The sequence below is a fragment of the Pectobacterium wasabiae CFBP 3304 genome (assembly GCF_001742185.1).
GTDB classification, from domain to species: domain Bacteria; phylum Pseudomonadota; class Gammaproteobacteria; order Enterobacterales; family Enterobacteriaceae; genus Pectobacterium; species Pectobacterium wasabiae.
In genome coordinates this window covers 1,638,735-1,660,829 of the sequence record NZ_CP015750.1, presented here as the reverse complement: position 1 = coordinate 1,660,829, position 22,095 = coordinate 1,638,735, and the positions used below count along the sequence as shown (strand labels likewise).

General features: G+C 51.8%; 18 protein-coding genes. 14 read left to right on the top strand and 4 right to left on the bottom strand.

Going from position 1 to position 22,095, the window contains the following annotated elements:
- Positions 1-4: 4 nt before the first annotated feature.
- Positions 5-1,090 (top strand): DNA replication/repair protein RecF, encoded by a 1,086-nt coding sequence (gene recF / locus A7983_RS07425; protein WP_005976674.1) that lies wholly within the window; start codon positions 5-7, stop codon positions 1,088-1,090.
- 18 nt (positions 1,091-1,108) lie between these two features.
- Positions 1,109-3,526 carry a DNA topoisomerase (ATP-hydrolyzing) subunit B gene (gyrB, locus tag A7983_RS07420; protein ID WP_005976676.1) on the top strand — a complete coding sequence of 806 codons (2,418 nt, stop codon included), beginning with the start codon at positions 1,109-1,111 and terminating at the stop codon, positions 3,524-3,526.
- Positions 3,527-3,664: 138 nt separating this feature from the next.
- Here gyrB and A7983_RS07415 read toward each other — a convergent pair whose 3' ends face one another.
- The 3 genes from A7983_RS07415 to A7983_RS07405 form a co-directional block, all read right to left on the bottom strand.
- The gene (locus tag A7983_RS07415) at positions 3,665-4,855 is read right to left on the bottom strand and encodes an MFS transporter (protein WP_039479021.1); all 1,191 of its coding nucleotides are present in this window, start codon (positions 4,853-4,855) and stop codon (positions 3,665-3,667) included.
- A 225-nt stretch (positions 4,856-5,080) separates the two neighbouring features.
- Positions 5,081-7,084, bottom strand: a complete 2,004-nt coding sequence (locus A7983_RS07410) for a methyl-accepting chemotaxis protein (protein WP_005976680.1) — start codon at positions 7,082-7,084, stop codon at positions 5,081-5,083.
- Positions 7,085-7,425: 341 nt separating this feature from the next.
- The gene (locus A7983_RS07405; protein WP_005976682.1) at positions 7,426-8,439 is read right to left on the bottom strand and encodes a LacI family DNA-binding transcriptional regulator; all 1,014 of its coding nucleotides are present in this window, start codon (positions 8,437-8,439) and stop codon (positions 7,426-7,428) included.
- A 214-nt stretch (positions 8,440-8,653) separates the two neighbouring features.
- On the opposite strand from A7983_RS07405, the gene A7983_RS07400 reads away from it, so the two are divergent.
- From A7983_RS07400 to A7983_RS07375, 6 genes are all read left to right on the top strand, one after another.
- The gene (locus A7983_RS07400) at positions 8,654-8,959 is read left to right on the top strand and encodes a PTS sugar transporter subunit IIB (RefSeq protein WP_005976684.1); all 306 of its coding nucleotides are present in this window, start codon (positions 8,654-8,656) and stop codon (positions 8,957-8,959) included.
- Positions 8,960-8,975: 16 nt separating this feature from the next.
- Positions 8,976-10,289, top strand: a complete 1,314-nt coding sequence (locus tag A7983_RS07395; RefSeq protein ID WP_005976686.1) for a PTS cellobiose transporter subunit IIC — start codon at positions 8,976-8,978, stop codon at positions 10,287-10,289.
- Positions 10,279-10,626: a PTS lactose/cellobiose transporter subunit IIA gene (locus A7983_RS07390; protein ID WP_005976688.1), complete on the top strand. Its 348-nt coding sequence runs from the start codon at positions 10,279-10,281 to the stop codon at positions 10,624-10,626. Before A7983_RS07395 ends, A7983_RS07390 begins: the two co-directional genes overlap by 11 nt.
- 12 nt (positions 10,627-10,638) lie before the next feature.
- The gene (locus tag A7983_RS07385) at positions 10,639-12,081 is read left to right on the top strand and encodes a 6-phospho-beta-glucosidase (protein WP_005976690.1); all 1,443 of its coding nucleotides are present in this window, start codon (positions 10,639-10,641) and stop codon (positions 12,079-12,081) included.
- Between the two features lie 155 nt (positions 12,082-12,236).
- Complete coding sequence (yidA, locus tag A7983_RS07380) at positions 12,237-13,052, top strand: sugar-phosphatase (protein WP_005976692.1); 816 nt, start codon at positions 12,237-12,239, stop codon at positions 13,050-13,052.
- Positions 13,053-13,435: 383 nt separating this feature from the next.
- Positions 13,436-14,329 (top strand): hypothetical protein, encoded by an 894-nt coding sequence (locus A7983_RS07375; RefSeq protein ID WP_005976694.1) that lies wholly within the window; start codon positions 13,436-13,438, stop codon positions 14,327-14,329.
- 241 nt (positions 14,330-14,570) lie between these two features.
- On the opposite strand, the gene A7983_RS07370 is transcribed toward A7983_RS07375, so the two are convergent.
- Complete coding sequence (locus tag A7983_RS07370; protein WP_005976698.1) at positions 14,571-15,467, bottom strand: LysR family transcriptional regulator; 897 nt, start codon at positions 15,465-15,467, stop codon at positions 14,571-14,573.
- 142 nt (positions 15,468-15,609) lie between these two features.
- Here A7983_RS07370 and A7983_RS07365 point away from each other — a divergent pair, with 142 nt between their 5' ends.
- From A7983_RS07365 to A7983_RS07340, 6 genes are all read left to right on the top strand, one after another.
- A complete protein-coding gene (locus A7983_RS07365) occupies positions 15,610-17,160 on the top strand; it encodes an ABC transporter substrate-binding protein (protein ID WP_005976700.1) in 1,551 nt (516 codons plus the stop codon).
- Between the two features lie 68 nt (positions 17,161-17,228).
- On the top strand, positions 17,229-18,113 hold the full coding sequence (locus tag A7983_RS07360; RefSeq protein ID WP_005976701.1) for a dihydrodipicolinate synthase family protein: 885 nt from the start codon (positions 17,229-17,231) through the stop codon (positions 18,111-18,113).
- A gap of 130 nt (positions 18,114-18,243) precedes the next feature.
- On the top strand, positions 18,244-19,197 hold the full coding sequence (locus tag A7983_RS07355; protein ID WP_005976703.1) for a nucleoside hydrolase: 954 nt from the start codon (positions 18,244-18,246) through the stop codon (positions 19,195-19,197).
- Between the two features lies 1 nt (position 19,198).
- A complete protein-coding gene (locus tag A7983_RS07350) occupies positions 19,199-20,206 on the top strand; it encodes a nucleoside hydrolase (protein ID WP_005976705.1) in 1,008 nt (335 codons plus the stop codon).
- Complete coding sequence (locus tag A7983_RS07345; protein WP_005976707.1) at positions 20,206-21,183, top strand: ABC transporter permease; 978 nt, start codon at positions 20,206-20,208, stop codon at positions 21,181-21,183. Before A7983_RS07350 ends, A7983_RS07345 begins: the two co-directional genes overlap by 1 nt.
- The gene (locus tag A7983_RS07340; protein WP_005976709.1) at positions 21,180-22,088 is read left to right on the top strand and encodes an ABC transporter permease; all 909 of its coding nucleotides are present in this window, start codon (positions 21,180-21,182) and stop codon (positions 22,086-22,088) included. Before A7983_RS07345 ends, A7983_RS07340 begins: the two co-directional genes overlap by 4 nt.
- The last annotated feature ends 7 nt before the right edge of the window (positions 22,089-22,095 follow it).

Sequence of the window (22,095 nt, the reverse complement as noted above, 5' to 3'; positions counted from 1 at the left end):
CAACATGGCCCTCACTCGTCTTCTCATTAAAGATTTCCGTAATATCGAGGCGGCCGATCTGGCGCTGGTTCCTGGCTTTAATTTTTTGGTCGGTGCCAACGGCAGCGGTAAAACCAGCGTGCTGGAAGCGATTTATACGCTAGGGCACGGGCGGGCGTTTCGTAGCATCCAGGCCGGACGTGTGATTCGTCACGACCAGCCGGAATTTGTGCTGCATGGCCGGATTGACGGCACGGAAACGGAGCGATCCGTCGGGTTAAGCAAAAACCGTCAGGGCGATAGCAAGGTGCGGATTGACGGCAGCGATGGCCATAAAGTCGCTGAGCTGGCGCAACTGCTGCCGATACAGTTGATCACCCCGGAGGGGTTTACCCTGCTCAACGGCGGACCGAAATTTCGGCGCGCCTTTCTCGACTGGGGCTGTTTCCATCATGAACCCGGCTTTCTTGCGGCCTGGAGCAACATGAAACGCCTGCTGCGCCAGCGAAATGCGGCGCTGCGTCAGGTGAGTCATTACGGGCAGCTCAGAGCCTGGGATCAGGAGCTGGTGCCGCTGGCGGAGCGTATTAGCGAATGGCGCGCACAGTACAGCGCAGGGATTGCCAGTGACATTGCCGCGACCTGTACGCAATTTTTGCCTGAATTTTCTCTCAGTTTCTCTTTCCAGCGTGGCTGGGATAAAGAAAGTGAGTATGCAGAGCTGCTGGAACGGCAGTTCGAACGTGACCGTATGTTAGGTTATACGGCGCTGGGGCCGCATAAAGCCGACTTCCGCATCCGTGCTAGCGGCGTGGCGGTCGAGGATATGCTGTCTCGTGGCCAACTCAAGCTGCTGATGTGTGCCTTGAGGCTGGTGCAGGGTGAGTTTCTCACCCGTCAGAATGGGCTGCGCTGCCTGTATCTGATTGATGATTTTGCTTCCGAACTGGATAGTACCCGCCGCCGTTTGCTGGCTGAACGGTTAAAAGCCACCCATGCGCAGGTGTTTGTCAGTGCGGTTAGCGCTGAACAGATAGAAGACATGGTTGGTGAAAAGGGCAAGATGTTCCGCGTAGAACAGGGTAAAATAACGGTTCAATCACAGGACTAAAATGAGCGAGAAACGTTGATGTCGAATTCTTATGACTCCTCAAGTATCAAGGTATTGAAAGGGCTGGATGCGGTACGTAAACGCCCAGGTATGTATATCGGCGATACGGACGACGGTACCGGCCTGCATCACATGGTATTCGAGGTTGTGGACAACGCTATCGACGAAGCACTCGCTGGCTATTGTAAAGACATTATCATCACCATCCATGCCGATAATTCGGTATCGGTGCAGGATGATGGCCGTGGTATTCCGACCGGCATTCATGAAGAAGAAGGGATCTCCGCTGCTGAAGTTATCATGACCGTGCTGCATGCGGGCGGTAAGTTCGATGATAACTCGTATAAAGTCTCCGGCGGCCTGCACGGCGTAGGGGTTTCCGTGGTTAACGCCCTGTCGGAAAAACTGAAACTGGTTATCCACCGCGAAGGGAAACTTCACGAACAAACCTACAAACACGGTGTAGCGCAGGCTCCGCTGGCGGTCACAGGCGAGACCAACAGAACCGGCACGACGGTGCGCTTCTGGCCGAGCCACGAGACGTTCACCAATGTGGTGGAATTCGAGTATGAAATTCTGGCTAAGCGTCTGCGCGAACTGTCGTTCCTGAACTCTGGCGTCTCTATCCGCCTGATCGACGAGCGTGAAAAAGATAAAGCTGATCATTACCATTATGATGGCGGCATCAAGGCATTCGTTGATTACCTGAACCGTAACAAGACGCCAATCCACCCGAACGTGTTTTATTTCTCAACGGTGAAAGATGACATCGGTGTGGAAGTGGCGTTGCAGTGGAACGATGGTTTCCAGGAAAATATTTACTGCTTTACCAACAACATTCCTCAGCGTGACGGTGGTACACACCTGGCCGGTTTCCGTGCCGCAATGACCCGTACCCTGAATACCTACATGGATAAAGAAGGCTACAGCAAAAAAGCCAAAGTTAGCGCTACCGGTGACGATGCGCGTGAAGGGTTGATTGCTGTGGTTTCAGTGAAAGTGCCCGATCCGAAGTTTTCCTCGCAGACCAAAGACAAGCTGGTTTCTTCCGAAGTGAAAACCGCCGTCGAATCGCTGATGAACGAGAAGCTGGTGGATTACCTGATGGAGAACCCGTCAGACGCCAAAATCGTGGTCGGAAAAATTATTGATGCTGCACGTGCTCGTGAAGCGGCGCGTAAAGCGCGTGACATGACGCGTCGTAAAGGTGCGCTCGATCTGGCTGGTTTGCCGGGTAAATTGGCGGACTGTCAGGAACGCGACCCAGCGCTGTCTGAACTGTACCTGGTGGAAGGGGACTCAGCGGGCGGCTCTGCTAAGCAGGGACGTAACCGTAAGAACCAGGCGATCCTGCCGCTGAAGGGTAAAATCCTGAACGTTGAGAAGGCGCGTTTTGACAAGATGCTTTCCTCGCAGGAAGTGGCGACGCTGATCACCGCGCTGGGCTGCGGCATTGGCCGTGATGAGTACAACCCAGACAAACTGCGCTATCACAACATCATCATCATGACCGATGCTGACGTCGATGGTTCGCACATCCGTACTCTGCTGTTGACCTTCTTCTATCGTCAACTGCCTGAAATTGTTGAGCGTGGCCACGTGTATATCGCACAGCCGCCGCTGTACAAGGTGAAAAAAGGCAAGCAGGAACAGTACATCAAAGATGATGAAGCGATGGATCAGTACCAGATCGCACTGGCGCTGGACGGCGCGACGTTGCACACCAATGCACAGGCTCCTGCGCTGGCGGGTGAACCGCTGGAGAAACTGGTTTCTGAACACTACGCCGTACAGAAGATGATTGGCCGTATGGAGCGTCGCTTCCCGCGTGCGTTTTTAAACCGTCTGATCTATCAGCCTACGCTGCTCGAAGCTGATTTGAGTGAGCGTGAAAAAGTGCAGGCGTGGGCGGAATCGCTGGTTAGCGGCTTGAACGCCAACGAAGTGCACGGCAGTACCTACAGCTTTGTGGTTCACCACGATGAAGAGCGCGGCGTGTTTGAGCCGGCACTGCGCGTGCGAACGCACGGTGTGGATACCGATTATCCGCTGGGCACTGGCTTTGTGGCGGGTGGTGAATATCGCAAGCTGAATCAACTGGGCGAAAAACTGCGTGGCTTGATTGAAGAAGATGCGTATATCGAACGTGGCGAGCGTCGTCAGCCAGTGGCAAGCTTTGAACAGGCGCTGGAATGGCTGGTGAAAGAGTCTCGTCGTGGTCTGAGCGTGCAGCGTTATAAAGGTCTGGGCGAAATGAACCCTGACCAACTGTGGGAAACCACGATGGACCCAACCAGCCGCCGCATGCTGCGCGTGACGGTGAAAGATGCCATTGCTGCCGATGAGCTGTTTACGACTCTGATGGGTGATGCCGTTGAACCGCGCCGTGCGTTTATCGAAGAGAACGCCCTGAAGGCGATGAACATCGATATCTGATTCGGCCTACGTTGTTATCGTTATCTGAGCCAGCCCCCTGCGGAGCTGGCTTTTTTATGGCGAGCTTCCTGCCCGCCACCCTTTGGGCCGTCGCGAGCGACGTTGAAAAACGTTCCCTACGTTTTTTTATGCCTTTTATCAGGCCAACGCACGTCGTTTGGCGCTGCGCATTTCCTGTAGCAGCGTGATGAAAGCGGTGATCAGCATAAAGATGACGGCAGACCAGAAAATCGCGTGAGGGTGACCGTGATCCAGCATCCAGCCGAACAGCACTGGCCCTGCGGCTCCGCCCAGATTAAAGCCTGTGGAAACAATACCAAATACCCGACCTTCCGCTCCCGGCGGCGAGGCGGCGCGCACTAGCATATCCCGAGATGGAGCGATCATCCCGGAGAGGAAGCCCGCGGCAGCCAGCAACGGCACTAGCACGATGGTAGGTAAAGAGTACATGGCAACGATACTGACCAGCACGGCGGTGAGAGCCAGCGCCGCCGTCGCCACCAGCCCGTGGCGTTTGGTTTTATCCGCCAGTGAACCGCCAGCCAATACGCCAAAGGCGCTGGCGAACAGAAACGCGGTAAGCGCCACGTTAGCCTGTGAAAGCGACAAATCGTAGCCCGTGACTAACGCTGTAACCGAGAAGTTCTGGATCGAGCCCGTACTTAAATTCAGCAACAGGAACAAAATCAGCAGCGCCAAAATCGGCAACGTGAAAACAGATGCACGCGATTTGCCCGGCTGGGTGCTCGTTGCTGCCGCAGATTTCACCCGGCTGGGTTCATCACGATCGGCTAGAAGCAGTGGGATCGTCAGCAAACCGATGACGCCAGAAACGATGAATGCGCTGCTGATACCAGAAAAAGCGGCAACGGACAGCAAAATTCCGGGGGCAATGGCCGTGCCCAGAAAGCCGGAGAACGTATGTACCGAGAAGGCGCGGCCCATGCGTTTTTCATCAATTCCGCGCGACAGTAAAGCGTAATCCGCCGGATGGTAAACGGCGTTTGCCACACCCGCTAGCCCCATCGCGGCGACCAGCCAGACGTAGCTGCTTGAAAAACCGAGCGAAAGAAAACAGAGGCTTCCAAGCGTGATCCCTGCGGTTAACGTGCGGCGTGCGCCAATGCGATCCACCATAAAACCAATTGGCGTCTGCACGCAGGCGGAGACAATGTTGAATACGCTAAGTGCAAACCCGAGTTCAACAAAGCTGATATCGCGCTGGGCTGACAGCAGCGGAATGAGCGCGGGCAGCACCATCATATGGAAGTGACTCACCAGGTGAGCGGATGAGATTTGCGCCAGTAGCGGTAGTTTTATGAGTTTCATGTTGTTTTTGCAGCTTACAGGTCTGTTGATTTTATTATCGTGAGAGCTGGCGCAGGAACAGGGCGTCACTCCCTGGTAAATGGATCACAAGGTTAACATATTACTGATTTCATTCATGCCTAACTGAAGCCAACGTCACATTCATTCGAGGATTGCTGCCCGCGCTGGGAATAACTCACAGGCTGCTGTCAGCCTGTGAGGATGATTGGTTGTGAAATACGTTGGTTACGAGAGCTTGAATACCAGCACGGTTTGCGCGAGTTGTCTGGCCTGTTCTTCCAGCGACGCGGCAGCAGCAGTCGCTTCCTGCACCAGCGCGGCGTTTTGTTGGGTGACGCCGTCCATCTCGTGAACCGCCTGCGTGACCTGACTGATACCGCGAGATTGTTCGTCCGATGCCGAGACGATCTCATCCATGATGTCTTTTACTGAGGTTACGGCATGCAGCATGTCCTGCATGGTTGAACCTGCGCTCTGAACCAGCGTGACGCCGCTATCGACGCGGCTGGCGGACTCCGTAATTAACGCGGTGATATCTTTTACGGCACTGGCGCTGCGCTGCGCGAGGTTACGCACCTCGTTGGCAACGACCGCGAAACCGCGCCCTTGTTCGCCCGCCCTGGCGGCTTCTACCGCCGCGTTGAGTGCCAGAATATTGGTCTGGAATGCGATGCTGCTGATGATGCTGGTAATGTCGGCAATTTTCTTCGAACTGTCGTCGATCTCACTCATGATGTGGACAACCTGACCGACTATTTTGTCGCCTTTCTGAGCGATGTGCGCGGCATTTTGCGCCAGTGTTGTCGCGTTGTGGGCGTTATCCGCATTCTGTTTCACCGTCGCCGTAATCTGCTCCATGCTGGCGGCGGTTTCTTCCAGCGCTGCGGCCTGTTGCTCGGTACGAGAAGCCAGATCGATGTTGCCTGCTGCAATCTCTGTCGCACCGTGGCTGACGGATTCGCTGGTATTAATCAACTGTTCGGCAATATCTCTCAACTGCGTCTGCATGGCGTTCATAGCGTAGAAAATACTGCTGTCGTCCTTCGGCTGTACGGGGATGGACTGCGTTAAATTTCCCTGCGCGACGGACAAGGCGATCTGCGCTGCCTGAGCGGGTTCACCACCGATAGGGCGGGCGATCTTGCGGTTAAAGATGATGCCCAACACACCGGAAACCACCACGATACTCAGCACCATAAGCAGTAGCGCCATGTTGCGCTGCTGTGCGGTTTCCGCCATCACCACATTGACGGGGGCGGACAGGCCGAGCATCCAGGGCGTACCGGTATTGCCGATGTTTACCGGCACATACATGTTAAACGCGGGCGTGTTCAACACGGCATTGTCACGCTCGATCTGATACGGCTGACCGGTGGTGACATGCTCAAGCAGCGTCGCGTCGTTTTCAATTTTTTTAGTTATCCGCGCTTTGTCGGGATGAGAAATATAGGCGCCAGTATGGGACAGTAACTGCGCGTAGCCCGTGCCTTGATAGGGCTTGATGTGATTGGTGAGCTGTTGCAGCGTATCCAGCGAAAAATCCGCAGTGACGGAACCATAGAACTTATTGTTGATGATGATGGGCACGGCAATGGAAGTCAGCAACACATCGACGCCGTTGTAAGGGTAGCTGTACGGTTCCAGAATCACTTCTTTCTGAAGTTTCTTCGGCAGCAAGTAGTAATCGCCGCTGCCCGGTGTTTCATAATCCACCAGATTATGCAGAGCAACGTTGCCCGCGGTATCGCGGTCGACATAACGGACAAAGCGACCTTGCGGGTCCTGATCGGGTTGACCAATGTACTCCCGATCTTTGCCGTCAAACGCATCAGGCTCCCATGCCAGCGACATGGAAAGGAAATCGGGGTGACTCTTCAGCGCATTCTTCAGCAGCGTCTCTGCGGTTTTCCGATCGGCGTTACCTGCTTCTTGCAGGCTGACAACGCTCTGTACCAGATTACGTGCTGCATGGAGTGCGACATCCAGCTTTTGCTGAATAAGATAGCTGTTGGTATACGCGGTTTGCTCAAGATACTGCTGGGCGATGGTTTTTTGCTGCTGACCGGATTGCCAGATCAACAGACCGATAGTGAGAATAAAGCCGAGTGCGATAGTGGTGACGCCGGCGAGTAACATCAATGTACGTGTGCTGAGCTTTCTTTTTGACGCGGTTGGCGAGGTGTGAATGGATGGGTTGCTGTGGTGAACCGGTAACAGTGTTGTAGACATATGCGTAATATCCCCTGGGATATAAGCGCCGATACCCGTCATACTTCAAGCTGCATGTGCATCGTTCAAAACGCTAACGTTTTGTCCCGCACTCGAATTATTTAGGGTATATAGGTGCTTTTTTATAAAAAGAATCAATCGATTGTCTTCCTTTCTGTTTTTGGGGCATTCCCTTGCGCGATTCGTCATTATTTGTGATGTAAATCACAAATAAGTTATCGGCGAGAAACAATATGTCTTTAGGTTTTTCACAAAAATGTCACAAATCAGCGAGGCATAAATTTGTATCGCTGCGAACGGACAGAACAGTGAGGCATGGTGCCTCACCGCGTGAGCGAGGATTAGGCGGCAGGGCCTTTGCGAACGGAATCGCGGATGATTAATGTGCCTTTGAAGGCGGGTGCAGGTACGACGGTTTCCCCCTCTAACCGACATAGCAGTTTCTCAAGGGTATAGTTGATCATCTCGGCGACGGGCACGTGCACGGTAGTGAGAGGCGGGTAGAACCATGATGCCATGGGTAAATCGTCGAACCCCAGCAGTGAAACATCCTGTGGGATTGCGAGGCCGTGCTCACGCAGCGCTTTCGCCGCACCAATCGCCATGTCGTCATTGCTGGCAACCAGCGCGCTGAAGGCGGCAGCTCGTTGAAGCAGCGCCTTTGCCGCCGCATAACCGCTGTCATGGGTCCAGTCGCCTGGTGCCACCAGCCTGTCATCACAGGGAATTCCGTTGTCTACTAACGCCTGTCGATAGCCTGCCAGCCTGCTTGTACCGGTGGGGGAGTTTGACGATCCGCAGATAAACGCGATATCACGGTGACCCTGCGCAATCAGGTAATTGACGGCATCATGGCTGTGTTGCTGGTGATCGGTGCAGATACCGTTATCACTGTGCTGATGCAGTGTACGATTCACGACCATGATCGGCTGTTCATGCTGTTCGATAATGCTTTCCAGCGCCTCGATAGACAGAAAGCGCGGATAGATAATGACGGCATCGCAGCGTAAATCGAGTAGGAATTGGATCGCTTCCCGTTCTTCTTCAGCGCTGTGTTTGCCATCCGCCATGATGAGTTGACGGCCGTATTTTTCCGTCATGGTTGCCGTTTGGAACAGTAATTCACTGAAGTAGGGGCCGCTGTACAGCGTGTTGGTCACGACCAAACCAATGATTTGCGATTTGCTCGTGGCGAGCTGGCGAGCCAGCAGGTTGGGCCGATAACCAATCTCTTCAATGGCCTGGAATACCCGATCCCGCGTGGTTTTGCTGACGTAATTATTCCCCGTTAGCACGCGTGATACGGTGGCCTTAGAGACACCGGCTTTTTTTGCGACATCGAGCATGGTTACCATCGTACTTTCCCGTTCTCCTTTTGCACCGCTTTATCTCGTCATTATAGGGATATTTCCTCTCTTTTTATCATCAATGGTGAGTATAGGGATAAAAATATGCCCCGGTTGCGCTATTTATGATCGCCTTCAAAAAATAGTAAAAACAATATGAAACCGGTTGCATATTATTTTATGTATTGCTTGAATAATAAAAAAACGGACGGTGAGGTGCAGTATGAATAAGATTTTACTCTGTTGCGCAGCAGGAATGTCTACCAGCATGCTGGTACAGCGAATGGAAAAGGTCGCCGAGAAAAAAGCGATCGCTGTTGAGATAAAAGCCGTGGGTTTTGAAGAGTTTAATGAATTGATTGATGAATATGACTGTTGCCTTTTGGGACCGCAAATCAAATATAAACTGCCTGAATTCAAAGCGATAGCTGATGAAAAAGAGAAACCAATCGCGGTTATTAATATGGTTGATTACGGCATGATGAATGGGGAAAAAGTCCTTAACGATGCCTTGGCGATGATTGCGTAGCATAGCGGGAGGAATAATGAGTAAATTAACCGAGTCATTATTCAGCGTTATCGAAAATCGTATTAGCCCGATTGCAGCAAAACTCTCCAGTCAGCGTCACGTTGTGGCAATTAAGGATGGGTTCATTGCCTCCATGCCCTTTTTAATTGTCGGCTCTTTTATGATGCTATTTGCCCATCCGCCTTTTAGCCCGACGAGTGAATGGGCTTTCGCGCAGTGGTGGCTGGGAATGGTGGAACGCCACAGCGAACAGATCATGATGCCCTACAATATGACGATGGGCATTATGGCGGTGTATATCACCAGCGCCATCGCTTATAACCTGGCGCAGAGCTATAAAATGAACGGTTTTATGGCCGCCAGTTTAGCGCTGATGTCGTTTATGGTGGTGGCCGCGCCGCAAATCGACAAAAGCCTGCCGGTCGGGTCGCTGGGCGGTGAGGGGATTTTCACTGCAATTATCGTGGCGATCTATTCGACGGAGCTGATGCATTTTTTGCAGAAGCATAATATTGGTATTCGCCTGCCGGAGCAGGTGCCGCCGAAAATCCGCCAGTCTTTTGATTTACTGATCCCGATTCTTGCCATCTTCCTGACGCTTTTCCCGCTTAGCCTGTTTATGCAGAGTCAGTTCGGTATGCTGTTACCGCAGGCGATCATGGCGATGTTTGCGCCGATTATCTCAGCATCCGACTCGCTTCCCGCCATCCTGATCGCGGTGCTGCTCTGTCATCTGCTGTGGTTTGCCGGGATCCACGGTGCCGTTATTGTCGGCGGTATTTTACAGGCGTTCTGGCTGACCAACTTAGGGATCAATCAGGAAGCGTTTAACGCGGGTGCACCGATCACCAAAATTTTTATTGAACCCTTCTGGCAGTTCTTCATTACGGTGGGGGGATCGGGGGCGACCATGGGGCTGGTCTTTCTCTATCTGCGCAGCCGTTCTGCCCATCTGCGCGCCATCGGCAAATTGGCCGTGGTGCCAAGCATGTTCAACATCAATGAACCGGTGATTTTTGGTTCACCTATCGTGATGAACCCGCTGATGTTTATCCCGTTTATTACCGCGCCGTTGGTGAACGCTACCCTTGCCTATATCGCGTTAAAAACCGATTTGGTGCATCGCGTGATTTCTCTCGCCCCCTGGACAACGCCGGGCCCGATTGGTGCAGCCTGGTCTACGGGGTGGGACTGGCGGGCGGTGGTGCTGGTGGGGGTGCTGATTATCGTGTCGTCCTTAATTTATTACCCCTTCTTCAAAATGTATGAACGTCAACTGATCGCACAGGAAGTTGGTACAGCAGAGGAGGTCGTGAGTGATGCTCGATGAAACCATTCTTGATGAAACTACAGTGATGGAATTGATTATTTATGCGGGAGAGGCGCGCTCCAGCTCGATGGAGGCGCTGAGCGCGGCCAGAAAATACGACTGGGACAAGGCTGAGGAATTGCTGAACACGGCTTCCGTAGCGGCACGCAAAGCCCATCAAATTCAGACGGCTTTGATCGGTGCCGATGAAGGCAGCGGAAAAATCCCGGTCAACCTGATTCTGGTTCATGCGCAAGATCACCTGATGAACGCGATGCTATGCCGTGAACTGGTGGAGGAGCTGATTCAACTGCATCGGGAGATCTCCTCCCTGAAACAACATGTATACCCTAAATAAGAAGGAAATAAGATGTCTATTGAACAATTACCGAAAGACTTTCTGTGGGGCGGCGCGGTAGCGGCGCATCAAGTTGAAGGTGGTTGGGATCAAGGTGGCAAAGGCGCGAGCATTTGCGATGTCCTGTCCGGTGGCGCGCACGGCGTTGACCGTGTGATTACCGATGGCGTACAGCCTGGTGTCAGTTATCCAAACCATCAGGCAGTGGAGTTCTATTCCCACTATAAGCAGGATATCGCCCTGTTCGCCGAAATGGGTTTCAAATGCTTCCGTACCTCGATTGCCTGGACGCGTATTTTCCCCAATGGTGATGAACTGGAGCCGAATGAAGCGGGTCTGCAATTCTATGACGACCTGTTCGATGAACTGCTGAAGTACAACATTGAGCCAGTGATTACGCTGTCTCACTTTGAGATGCCACATCATCTGGTTAAGCAGTACGGCGGCTGGTTGAACCGCAAAGTAGTCGATTTTTTTGTGCGCTACAGTGAAGTGGTCATGAAGCGTTATCAGTCCAAAGTGAAGTACTGGATGACCTTCAATGAGATCAACAACCAGCGCAACTGGCAGTATCCGCTGTTTGGCTACTGCTGTTCCGGCGTGATTTTTACCGATCACGATAAGCCGGAGCAGGCGATGTACCAAACGCTGCACCACCAGTTTGTCGCTAGTGCGAAAGTGGTAAAGCTGGGCCATGAGATTAACCCGGATTTCAAAATTGGCTGCATGCTGGCGCTGGTGCCACTCTATCCGTGGTCATGCCACCCGGATGACGTGATGTTTGCACAGGAAGGGATGCGTCAGCACCATCTGTTCGGTGACGTACAACTGCGCGGTTATTATCCGTCTTACATCCTGAAAGAGTGGGCGAGAAAGGGCTATCAGATTGATATGCAGTCGGAAGATGAACAGACATTGCGTGAAGGTTGCACGGATTATCTGGGCTTCAGCTACTACATGAGCAATGCGGTGCAGTACGCGGCAAAAGGCCGGAAAACCGAAGATGTTATCGTTGGGTTTGATGGTGGCGTGAAAAATCCGCATGTGAAGGCGTCGGAATGGGGCTGGCAGATTGACCCGGTTGGACTGCGCTATACGTTGAACAGCTTCTACGAACGTTATCAGAAGCCGATGTTCATCGTCGAAAACGGCTTTGGTGCGGTGGATAAGGTGGAAGCCGATGGCAGCATTAATGATGACTACCGTATCGACTATCTCAAAGCACACATTGAGCAGATGAAGAAAGCCGTCGTGGAAGATGGTGTGGAACTGATGGGCTACACGCCGTGGGGCTGTATCGACTGCGTGTCGTTCACCACCGGTCAGTACAGTAAACGTTACGGTTTCATCTACGTGGATAAGCATGATGATGGCACCGGCACGTTCAATCGCTCAAAGAAGAAGAGCTTTGACTGGTATAAGAAGGTGATATCCAGCAACGGTGCCGAGTTATAGCGGCAATTGTAGGAAACGCGAGTCACAGAGCCGTGCTTAACCGCACGGCTTTTTACGTTGCGTGTCATATGCCTGTCACCCTGCCGTATTTCACTAACGACTTCATCGCTGAATCGCGTTAGCATGAAAACAGATAACTTGATGCTGGAAAAATTATGTCTGTAAAACTGATCGCTATTGATATGGACGGGACGTTACTGACGCCCCAAAATCAAATTTCACCTGCGGTAAAAGCCGCGATTGCTGCTGCCAGAGAGAAAGGCGTGCAGGTCGTACTGGCAACCGGTCGCCCCTACATCGGCGTCGAACGCTACCTGATGGAGCTGGATTTACAGCAGGAAGGCTGTTACTGCATCACTAACAATGGTGCGCTGGTGCAACGTGCGGTCAACGGCGACTGTGTGGCGCAAACGGCGCTCAGTTTCGACGATTATCTCTATTTCGAAGCGCTAGCCTGCAAATTGGGCGTCCATTTCCACGCGCTGGATTTCAATTTTGTCTATACCGCCAATAAAGACATCAGCCCTTACACCATTCACGAATCTCACCTGACCGGAATGCCGTTGAAGTATCGTGCGGTAGAAGAAATGGATCGTAGCCTGACGTTCCCAAAAGTGATGATGATTGATGAGCCAGAGCTATTGGATCGCGCCATCAGCCAACTGCCAGCGGAAGCCTTTGAGCGCTACACCATCATGAAGAGCGCTGAATACTATCTGGAAATTCTGGATAAGCGTGTGAACAAAGGCGAAGGCGTGAAAATGCTGGCGGAGCACCTCGGCATTCCGCGCGAAAGCGTCATGACGCTGGGTGACCAGCAGAACGATCTGGCGATGATTCGCTATGCGGGCATCGGCGTTGCGATGGGTAACGCCATCGATGAAGTGAAAGAAGCCAGCCAGTTCGTCACTAAAGCCAATACCGAAGACGGCGTCGCCTACGCGATCGAGAAATTTGTGCTTAATGCCTGAGATAACGTTGATGGGAAGGTCTATAAGGCCGTGGTGTAGCCTTATAGACCCGTCATACTTCAAGCTGCATGGGTTTTACGCATCCCTTCTGCGGGCTCGGCCAACCGTATTCAAATTTGCTTTTGATGGGGGTGCCGCTATCCGAATGACTTTTTGCTGTAAGCGTGTCGGGATTAAATAAGGGATATCTTGTCTCTCAACGAAGACGCAGCTTGTCTTTGCAAAAGGCAGGCATTCATCATCTGTTATAGAGAGATTATAGGCTACTGGGCATCTGATTTTACTTAATTCAGAATATATGGCTGTGATTGATATGTTAAAATTTTTATTGTATTAGCGTAATAATCATTGGAAATAATATTTTTTAATTAGGGAATCATATCATGAAAGCGACATTCAAACTTGGATTGATTTTTATCGCCACACTTTCCGTTTCTGCTTGTGATAGTTTAGATCTAACAAGTGATAAAGGCGTGTTTCACTACAGTAACCCAACCACTAAAAATATAACATTTAAGGTTGATGGTGAAAGTCATGAAATATTGCCAGGAGGGAAAGGTAATATTAAAATCTCTTCGGGAATGCATAAGTTAGAGAACAGTGCAGGTCAGGTTTTTTCATTTATGGTTTTTGATAATAATAATGGGGGGATTATCAATCCAGATAACCATGTCTATTATACGTTGTCAGAAGCTTATGCGGTTGAAGGGAAGTCTAATAAATTCAAGCCTGCGACCTATGACGTGACGATAAATGGCCATGAATTAGAAATGTCGGCCAGAAGTGCGAATGCAACCATAATTGATGCCAATATGTTTAAATGTAGCTATCAATTAGGTGAACCTTTCCCTGATTCGATCACAATCAATGACCGCAGTTCAAATGGTAATATTAAATCAAAATGCTTTGATAAAATAGAGTTAATTGATTATATATCAACCACATATAAAGAAGATCTCAAGCCTGAATCACCCAAGGATGAAGGTAATGATTCAATTAATATGACATTTAATTATGATATCCCTACAGTGAAATTCCTTCATGCTGACATGCAAGAAAAAGCTGATGCTATCGTTGTGTTATTAAAACAACTTAAAGAGTCTGATGACGCGGGTATCCATGATAAAGTAAATAAAAATATTACCCAGCTAAGCATTGATTTAGTCTCTGTCTATGCGAAGCATTCTTCTTCCCTTTCAAAAGAAGAACACCAAAAATATGATGATTTTATTCGTCACTCTGGTTACTTCCAAACATATGGTATTTTGGGTAAATAATTAATATTTAATGGTAAGGCAAAGGTTTTCTGAAGTTGATGTGTTCTTTAAAAGAAGACCCTTGCCTTTATTATGATGTCAAACGTGCATGGGAAAAATATATATCCATCATCCTTCAAGTTGCCTGTGCGTTGGCTGTGTCACTCGGTACACTGACGTGTGCTTCGCTCGTTGAGAGCGCGGTAAGCAGCGTTAAAATTGGCCTCTGGCAGATTTGTCAGTCACCCGAATCACTGGATAATTATTTTAAATCCAAACTCGCCGCGAGCTTTTCTTTCATCACCAGAGTGATGTGATTAACCACTTGGCTGCGAGGAATTTGTGGGGGATAGACCGCGCAATACGCCATTTTTATATCAGGATTGAAAGGCTTAACGATAACCGGAGAAGGGCTGTTCAGCGCGGTAATAAAATCCACGACCCCGATACCGACGTTTCTTGAAGCCAGTACGCAGCAGTTAACCATTGAGGTTTCGATAGGGTTATGCAGATAGCTCTGCTCTTTTCTGATGGCAATATCGAGCTGTGCCCGTAGCGGCGTGGTTCTGCCCGGCAAAATGGCGCGGGTGCCAGCCAGATCGGAAAGCGTAATTTCATCCGCTGTGGCAAGGGGGTGATCCACCGCTAACACCGCGACAGCACTGGCGTCCGCCAGGGGTTCGGCTTCCAGCCCTTTAATGCCCGGCTGGCCAAAAATAAACCCAACGTCATAGTGATTTTCAGAAATTGCATTCGTAATGCGGCTGCTGCTTTCGATGTCTAAAAACAGGGAAAGATCGGGGTATTTCTTGAGTAAAGTAGGGAGAACCTGATCTGAACAAAGAAACGAGAGCGCCTGAACCGCGGCAATGCGCAGTATGCTGCCTCTGGCGTGGCGAATTTCATCGGCAATCAGCCCGATGTGATCCAACCCCAAATAAAGACGTTCCACTTCCCGATACAGCTTCATCGCCTCGGCGCGTGGGATCAGGCCGCGTCCGTCTCTATCAAACAGCTTCAGATTCAGCGCGTCTTCAAAGTCCTTAATGAGCCGGCTGACGGCAGGCTGGGTGATGTACATCATGTTGGCGGCAGCAGTGATGCCCCCGGTGAGGATGACTTTATGGAAGGCTTCAACCTGGCGGGGATTGATACGCATGCTAGTCACCTTAAAACATAACATTTAGTTATCAATTTAACACAAAATGCAATTTTTCATTATCCAATCTGACGCATAGACTCACAATCATAAGATTTAATACACTTCATTAGTACTCAATCATGGAATAGAGGGTTAGTGAATGAAGAAATCAACGCTGGCGTTATTGTTTACCGTTTTATTTTCATCTTCACCTTTGGTTTATAGCGCGGACCTGAATATCGGTTTGGCTTCCTCCACCACATCAATGGACCCGCAGTTTTATGTGGGTGGAGCGAATAGCGCAATGGCGCGCAATATTTTTGACGGTTTGGTTGTACAGGATGAAAAACAGCAGATTGCACCTGCCCTGGCAACCAGTTGGAAAGTGATTGACGACAAGACGTGGGAATTTACCTTGCGTTCTGGCGTTAAGTTTCACGACGGCAGTGATTTTACGGCTAAAGATGTGATTGCCAGCATTAAGCGTGTTGCGCTGGCATCGAAAAACAGCCCAAGCTCTTACGCACCTTACGTCAGCGACATTGCTGAAGTAATAGAAGTGAATCCATTAACGGTGCGGATAAAGACAAAAGAGGCTTCGCCGCTGCTGCTGAATAATTTAAGTCGGGTTTCCATTTTGCCCGCCCGACTTGAGAACGTCCCGACGGAAACGTTGAATTCAGGAAAAGAGGTGATTGGTACAGGGCCATTCAAATTTGTTTCCTGGGTGCCGGACGACCGGGTAGTCCTTAGTCGTAATGATGATTACTGGGGAGGAAAAGCAGAGTGGGACAACGTTACTGTCCGTGTATTTAAAAACAGTAGCGCCCGTGTAGCAGCCGTATTATCCGGTGATGTGGACATGATTGAAAACGTTCCAACAGCCGACAGCAGTAATATTGAAAAAAATCAGCAGTTAAAAACGATTTCAACACCAGGGAATCGTGTTATTTACCTTCACATGGACCAGCAGCGAGACGAATCACCGTTCGCCAAAGGTCCTGATGGTAAAAACCCATTACTAAAAAAAGAAGTACGCCAGGCGATGTCTTTAGCACTTAATCGTCAGGCAATCGTCGACCGTGTGATGGAGGGGCAGGCTGTTGTTGCCTCTCAGCTTGTACCGAAGGGGTATCTCGGGTATTCCGCTTCCATTCCTGCGCCGGTTTACAGTCCGGAGAAAGCCAAACAGGAACTGGCGGCGGCGGGTTACCCCGACGGCTTCACGCTGACCTTCCATGCGTCGAACGATCGTTATCCTAATGATTCTAAAATTGCTCAGGCCATTGGCCAAATGTTCACACGCGTCGGCATCAAAACCGAAGTGGTTACGATGCCCGGCAGTGTGTACTTCTCACGTGCATCCCGTCTCGAGTTTAGTTTGATTATGGGCGGGGCCGCGATTGAAACCGGGGAAGCTTCTGGGGTATTGGGGCCATTGCTAGAAACCTTTGGCCCCAATGCAGGACAGGGTAATCGTGGTCGCTATTCCAATCCTGTCTTTGATAAAACGCTGAACGACGCGCGTGCCACATTGGATGATACCAAGCGTGATGCGCTGCTGGCTGAGGCAATGAACATCGGCATGAACGATCTGGGAGTGATTCCGGTGATGTTCTTATCCAACACCTGGGCGATGAAAAAGCAGTATACCTACGTGGGCCGTTCCGATGCCTACACGCTGCCGTACTTTGTCCGTTCCGCGAAATAGTCACCTTTCAGTCATGATCCAAAAGGGGTGAGGCTTCACCCCTTATTACCGATAACAAGGAGAGCGGTGTGAATGCATTTAGCGGTGTTTTTCCCTATCTGGTGTCCCCCGTCAAGCCCGATGGTCAGGTTGATACGCCTGTACTGGCACAGCTCACCGAGCATCTGATTCAGTGTGGCGTACATGGCGTGGTGCCATTGGGAAGCACCGGTGAATTTGCCTATCTCTCTGCGGCTCAGCGTCTTGATGTGGTTAAAACGGTGATCGAGACGGCAGCAGGCCGTGTGCCCGTGATCGCGGGTGTTGCATCGACAACCATTCAGGATGCCGTTGAGCAAACGAAGCGCTACGTCGAATTGGGGGCGGATGGCATTCTCGCGGTGCTGGAAGCCTATTTCCCTTTGAACGATGACGGCGTCGAACAGTATTTCCGCGCCATTGCCGAGGCCGCACAAGGTAAACCGGTGGTGCTTTACACCAATCCTCAGTTCCAGCGCTCCGATTTGAGTTTGCCCGTCATCGAACGCCTCAGCCATGTCAGTAATATCCTCTATATCAAAGATGCGTCGACCAATACCGGGCGTTTGCTCTCCATCATTGAACGTACTCGTGGCCAGATGGCGGTGTTCTCCGCGTCTGCACATATTCCCGCCTGCGTGATGCTGATTGGCGGTGTAGGTTGGATGGCTGGCCCTGCGTGTATCGTCCCCAAACAGAGTATTGCTTTGTATGAAGCTGCTCGCGCGGGAGACTGGAACAAAGCAATGGAGCTTCAGCGTCCGCTGTGGCGCATTAATGAAATTTTTGCCCGTTATTCCATTGCCGGTTGTATTAAAACTGCGCTGCAATTGCAGGGATTTTCGGTGGGCGATCCGTTACTGCCTCAGCAGCCGTTGGATGAAAAAGCGCGTAAGGAGATCGCGGACGTGCTGGTGTCTGTCGGCGCGCTTTAACACGTTTTGTCCTGAAACTTGAATTATTTAGAGTATGGATATTGTTATTTTTAACGCGGTAGCCGTGTGGGCTTCTGCACCCTGAAATTTGTCAGTATCGATTAAAAAAGAGAAAAGGAATAACCATAGGATGAGCGCCTTACCTATTATTATTGATTGCGATCCGGGGATCGATGACGCGATTGCGTTATTAAGTGCATTTGTGGCTCCTGAGCTGGATATTCGCGGTATTTGCGCGGTGTGTGGCAATCAGCCAGTGGAAAAGACGGTGCGTAATGCGCTGCAAATTGTTGAACTGGGCCAGCGAACGGATATTCCGGTCTTCGCCGGGTGCCACCGTCCGCTGTTACGTGAACCGATCCACGGCCAGTTTCATGGTGAAAGTGGATTAGGTCAGACCGTGCTGCCGGTGCCGCAAAAGCAGGCAGAATCGCAGCACGCGGTAAATTTTATTATCGAGCAGTGCCAGCAGGCGATTGCCGACGGCAAGCCTATTACGCTCTGTACGCTCGGGCCATTGACCAATGTGGCGACAGCGTTGCGTATGGTGCCTGCGATTGCCAACGGGATTGAACGCATCGTGATGATGGGCGGCGCGTATCGGGAAGCGGGTAACCGCAGCCTGACGTCTGAATTTAATATGATTGCCGATCCGCAGGCGGCAAAAGTGGTGTTTGACTCATCGATTGCCATTGTTGCTCTCCCGCTGGATGTCACGCATCAGGTGATTTTGACGCCGGAATTGGTGGCGCGTTTCATTGCGCTCTCTGGGCGGATTTCCGGCCCGCTGGGCGAAATGATGGCGTTTTGGGATCGTAACGATATTCGTCGCTATGGTTCACGCGGTGGCCCGCTACACGATCCGTTGGTTATCGCCTGGGTTCTGGCGCCGCACTGTTTCACGACGGAAAAAGCCAGCGTCTATATTGAGCAGGATAGCGAGCTGTGTATGGGGCAAACCGTGGCTGACTGGTACGGAAAAACTGCGCGTCAGCCGAATGTCGATGTGGTGACGGGGGTGGATGCCAAGCAGGTGGTCGAACTGTTTGCTGATCTACTGAGCCGCTATGGAGAGGGAGTCTGATATGGTGCGAGAACGCATTATTATTGATACCGATCCCGGTGTTGACGATGCAATAGCCATTTGGTTGGCCTTGGCTTCACCTGAACTGGACGTGCTCGGTATCACCGCCGTGGCGGGTAATGTCCCGCTTGAAGCGACGCTGGAGAATGCCTGCAAAGTCGTTGGCCTGACGGGGCGAACCGATGTGCCGATTTTTGCCGGGGCGTCGCGCCCGCTGATCCGCGAGCAGGTGTTTGGTAAATATGCGCATATCGGTGCGTTTTCCCCTGAGTGGGTGCCAGAGAGCACGCTGTTGCCGGAGCAGGAACACGCCGTCGATTTTCTGGTGCGAATGACGCGCCAGGCTGCGGCTGACAATAATCCCATCACTCTCTGTTCGATAGGGCCGATGACGAATGTGGCATTGGCGCTGCGTTTTCATCCCGATGTGGCACGCGGCATCAAACAGATTGTGTCCATGAGCTGTGCTTTTACCGCATTGGGCAATCGTGTGCCATGGGCAGATTTTAACGTTTATGCCGATCCGCATGCGGCGGACATCGTCTTTTCCTCCGGTGTTCCCCTTGTCATCATGCCGTTAGATATGACGTTTCAGGCACTGATTCAGGCAGAACAGGTTGATGAAATTGAACGAAGCGGCGGTGAACCGGGCAAGGCGATGGCGGCACTGTTACGCACGTTCGATCGTAATGAAGTGGCACGTTTTGGGCGTGAAGGCGGTCCGATTCATGATGCGACCGTCATTTCATGGCTGCTAAAACCTGAGTTGTTCCAATCGGCGTCTGCGCGTGTGGGAGTAGAGGTCACCGGCAAGACGGCGGGTTACGTGTTTGCCGATTTCTATCACAAACTGGATGAGCCGGATAATGCGCTGGTCATGCGGGAAATCGACGAGCAAGGGTTTCTCGGCCTGATTGCCGATCGCCTGCGCCGCTATGGTTCTGAAACAATAATGAGCTCTGGCGCACTAACGGGCTCTGAAGCACTAAACGGTTCTGAGGAGCGCTAATGATAGCCTACCTGCTAAGCCGAATCGGACAAACACTGCTAACGCTGGCTGTGATGTCGGTGCTGGTGTTTGTGGGTGTCTATCTGGTCGGTAATCCGGTCGATATGTTGTTGGGCGCGACGGCCACGCCAGCGGAACGGCTGGCGGTGATTCAGTCCTTCGGCCTCGATAAGCCCGTCTGGGAACAGTACGGGCTGTTTGTCTGGAACGCCTTTCAGGGCGACATGGGCAAGTCTTTTATCTTTAACCAACCCGCGCTGACGTTGATTTTCCAGCGTATGCCCGCCACGCTCGAACTGGCGATGGTGGCATTCGTTATGGCGCTGGTTGTCGGTATCCCGCTGGGGATTTACGCGGGTCTAAAGCCGGACAGCGCGGTGTCCAAATCCATCATGACGTTCTCCATCCTCGGTTTTAGCCTGCCTACGTTCTGGATCGGGTTGGTGATGATCATGCTGTTCAGCGTGAAGCTCGGCTGGCTGCCCTCGTCGGGCAGGGGGGATACCCACGATTTGTTCGGTATCCCATTTAGTTTTCTCACCCGTGACGGCCTCGAACACCTGCTTTTGCCCGCGTTTAATCTCGCACTGTTTAAAATCTCGCTGGTCATCCGCCTGATGCGTGCGGGCGTGATGGAATGTCTGCAACAAGATTATGTGCAGTTTGCCCGTGCAAAGGGGCTATCGGAAACCCGCATTGTGCTGGTTCATGTACTGCGCAACACGCTGATTCCACTGATTACTGTGCTGGGGTTGGAGCTAGGCTCGCTGATTGCGTTCGCCGTGGTCACAGAAACCATTTACGCCTGGCCGGGCATGGGTAAGTTGATTATCGACGCGATCGCCGTGCTCGACCGTCCGGTCATCCTGGCTTACCTGATGATTACCGTCGTGATGTTCAGCGTGATTAACCTGCTGGTGGATTTGCTGTACGTGTTGGTCGATCCGCGCGTGCGGCTGGGAGGGGACAAGGGATGACAGGGAATACCTTACACCAATCCATGGCCGTGAAAAAAACGTCGCATCCGGCAGTGCGCGTCATGATGGCGCTAATCAACGATCGACTGGCGTTGTGCGGGCTGATCCTGCTGGCGATTTTTGTGCTGCTGGCGCTGTTTGCCCCGCTTCTGTCGCCGCAGAACCCGTATGATCTGATGCAGCTCGACATCATGGATGGTCGGCTTGCGCCGGGCTCCTCCAGTATGGCGGGTATGACCTATTGGCTGGGGACGGACGATCAGGGGCGCGATTTGTTCAGTGCCATTCTTTATGGCACCCGCATTAGCCTGATGGTGGGCTTCTCCAGCGCGGTGCTTGCGCTGCTGATTGGGGCTTCGCTGGGGCTGATTAGCGCCTACGTCGGTGGAAAAACGGATGCGACGATCATGCGCATCGTTGATATCCAACTGAGTTTCCCGCCTATCCTGATTGCGCTGATTTTGCTGGCGGTGCTGGGACAAGGGGTCGATAAAATTATTATGGCGCTGGTGGTGACCCAGTGGGCGTACTACGCGCGCACGATCCGCGGTTCGGCACTGGTGGAGCGCCGCCGCAGCTACGTGGACGCCGCACGCAGCATGGCGTTGTCCAATCGCCGCATTCTGTTTCGCCATATTTTACCGAACTGTCTGGCACCGCTGATCGTGGTGGCGACGATGCGTATCGCCTACGCCATCATGCTGGAAGCTACGCTCTCATTTTTGGGGATCGGGCTGCCTGTGACGGAACCGTCGCTGGGGTTGCTCATCTCGAATGGTTTTGAATACCTGATGTCGGGTGATTACTGGATCAGTTTCTTTCCAGGGCTGACGCTATTGCTGCTGATTGTGGCGATCAATCTGGTGGGGGATGCGCTGCGCGACATCCTCAACCCACGGAATTAACCGATGG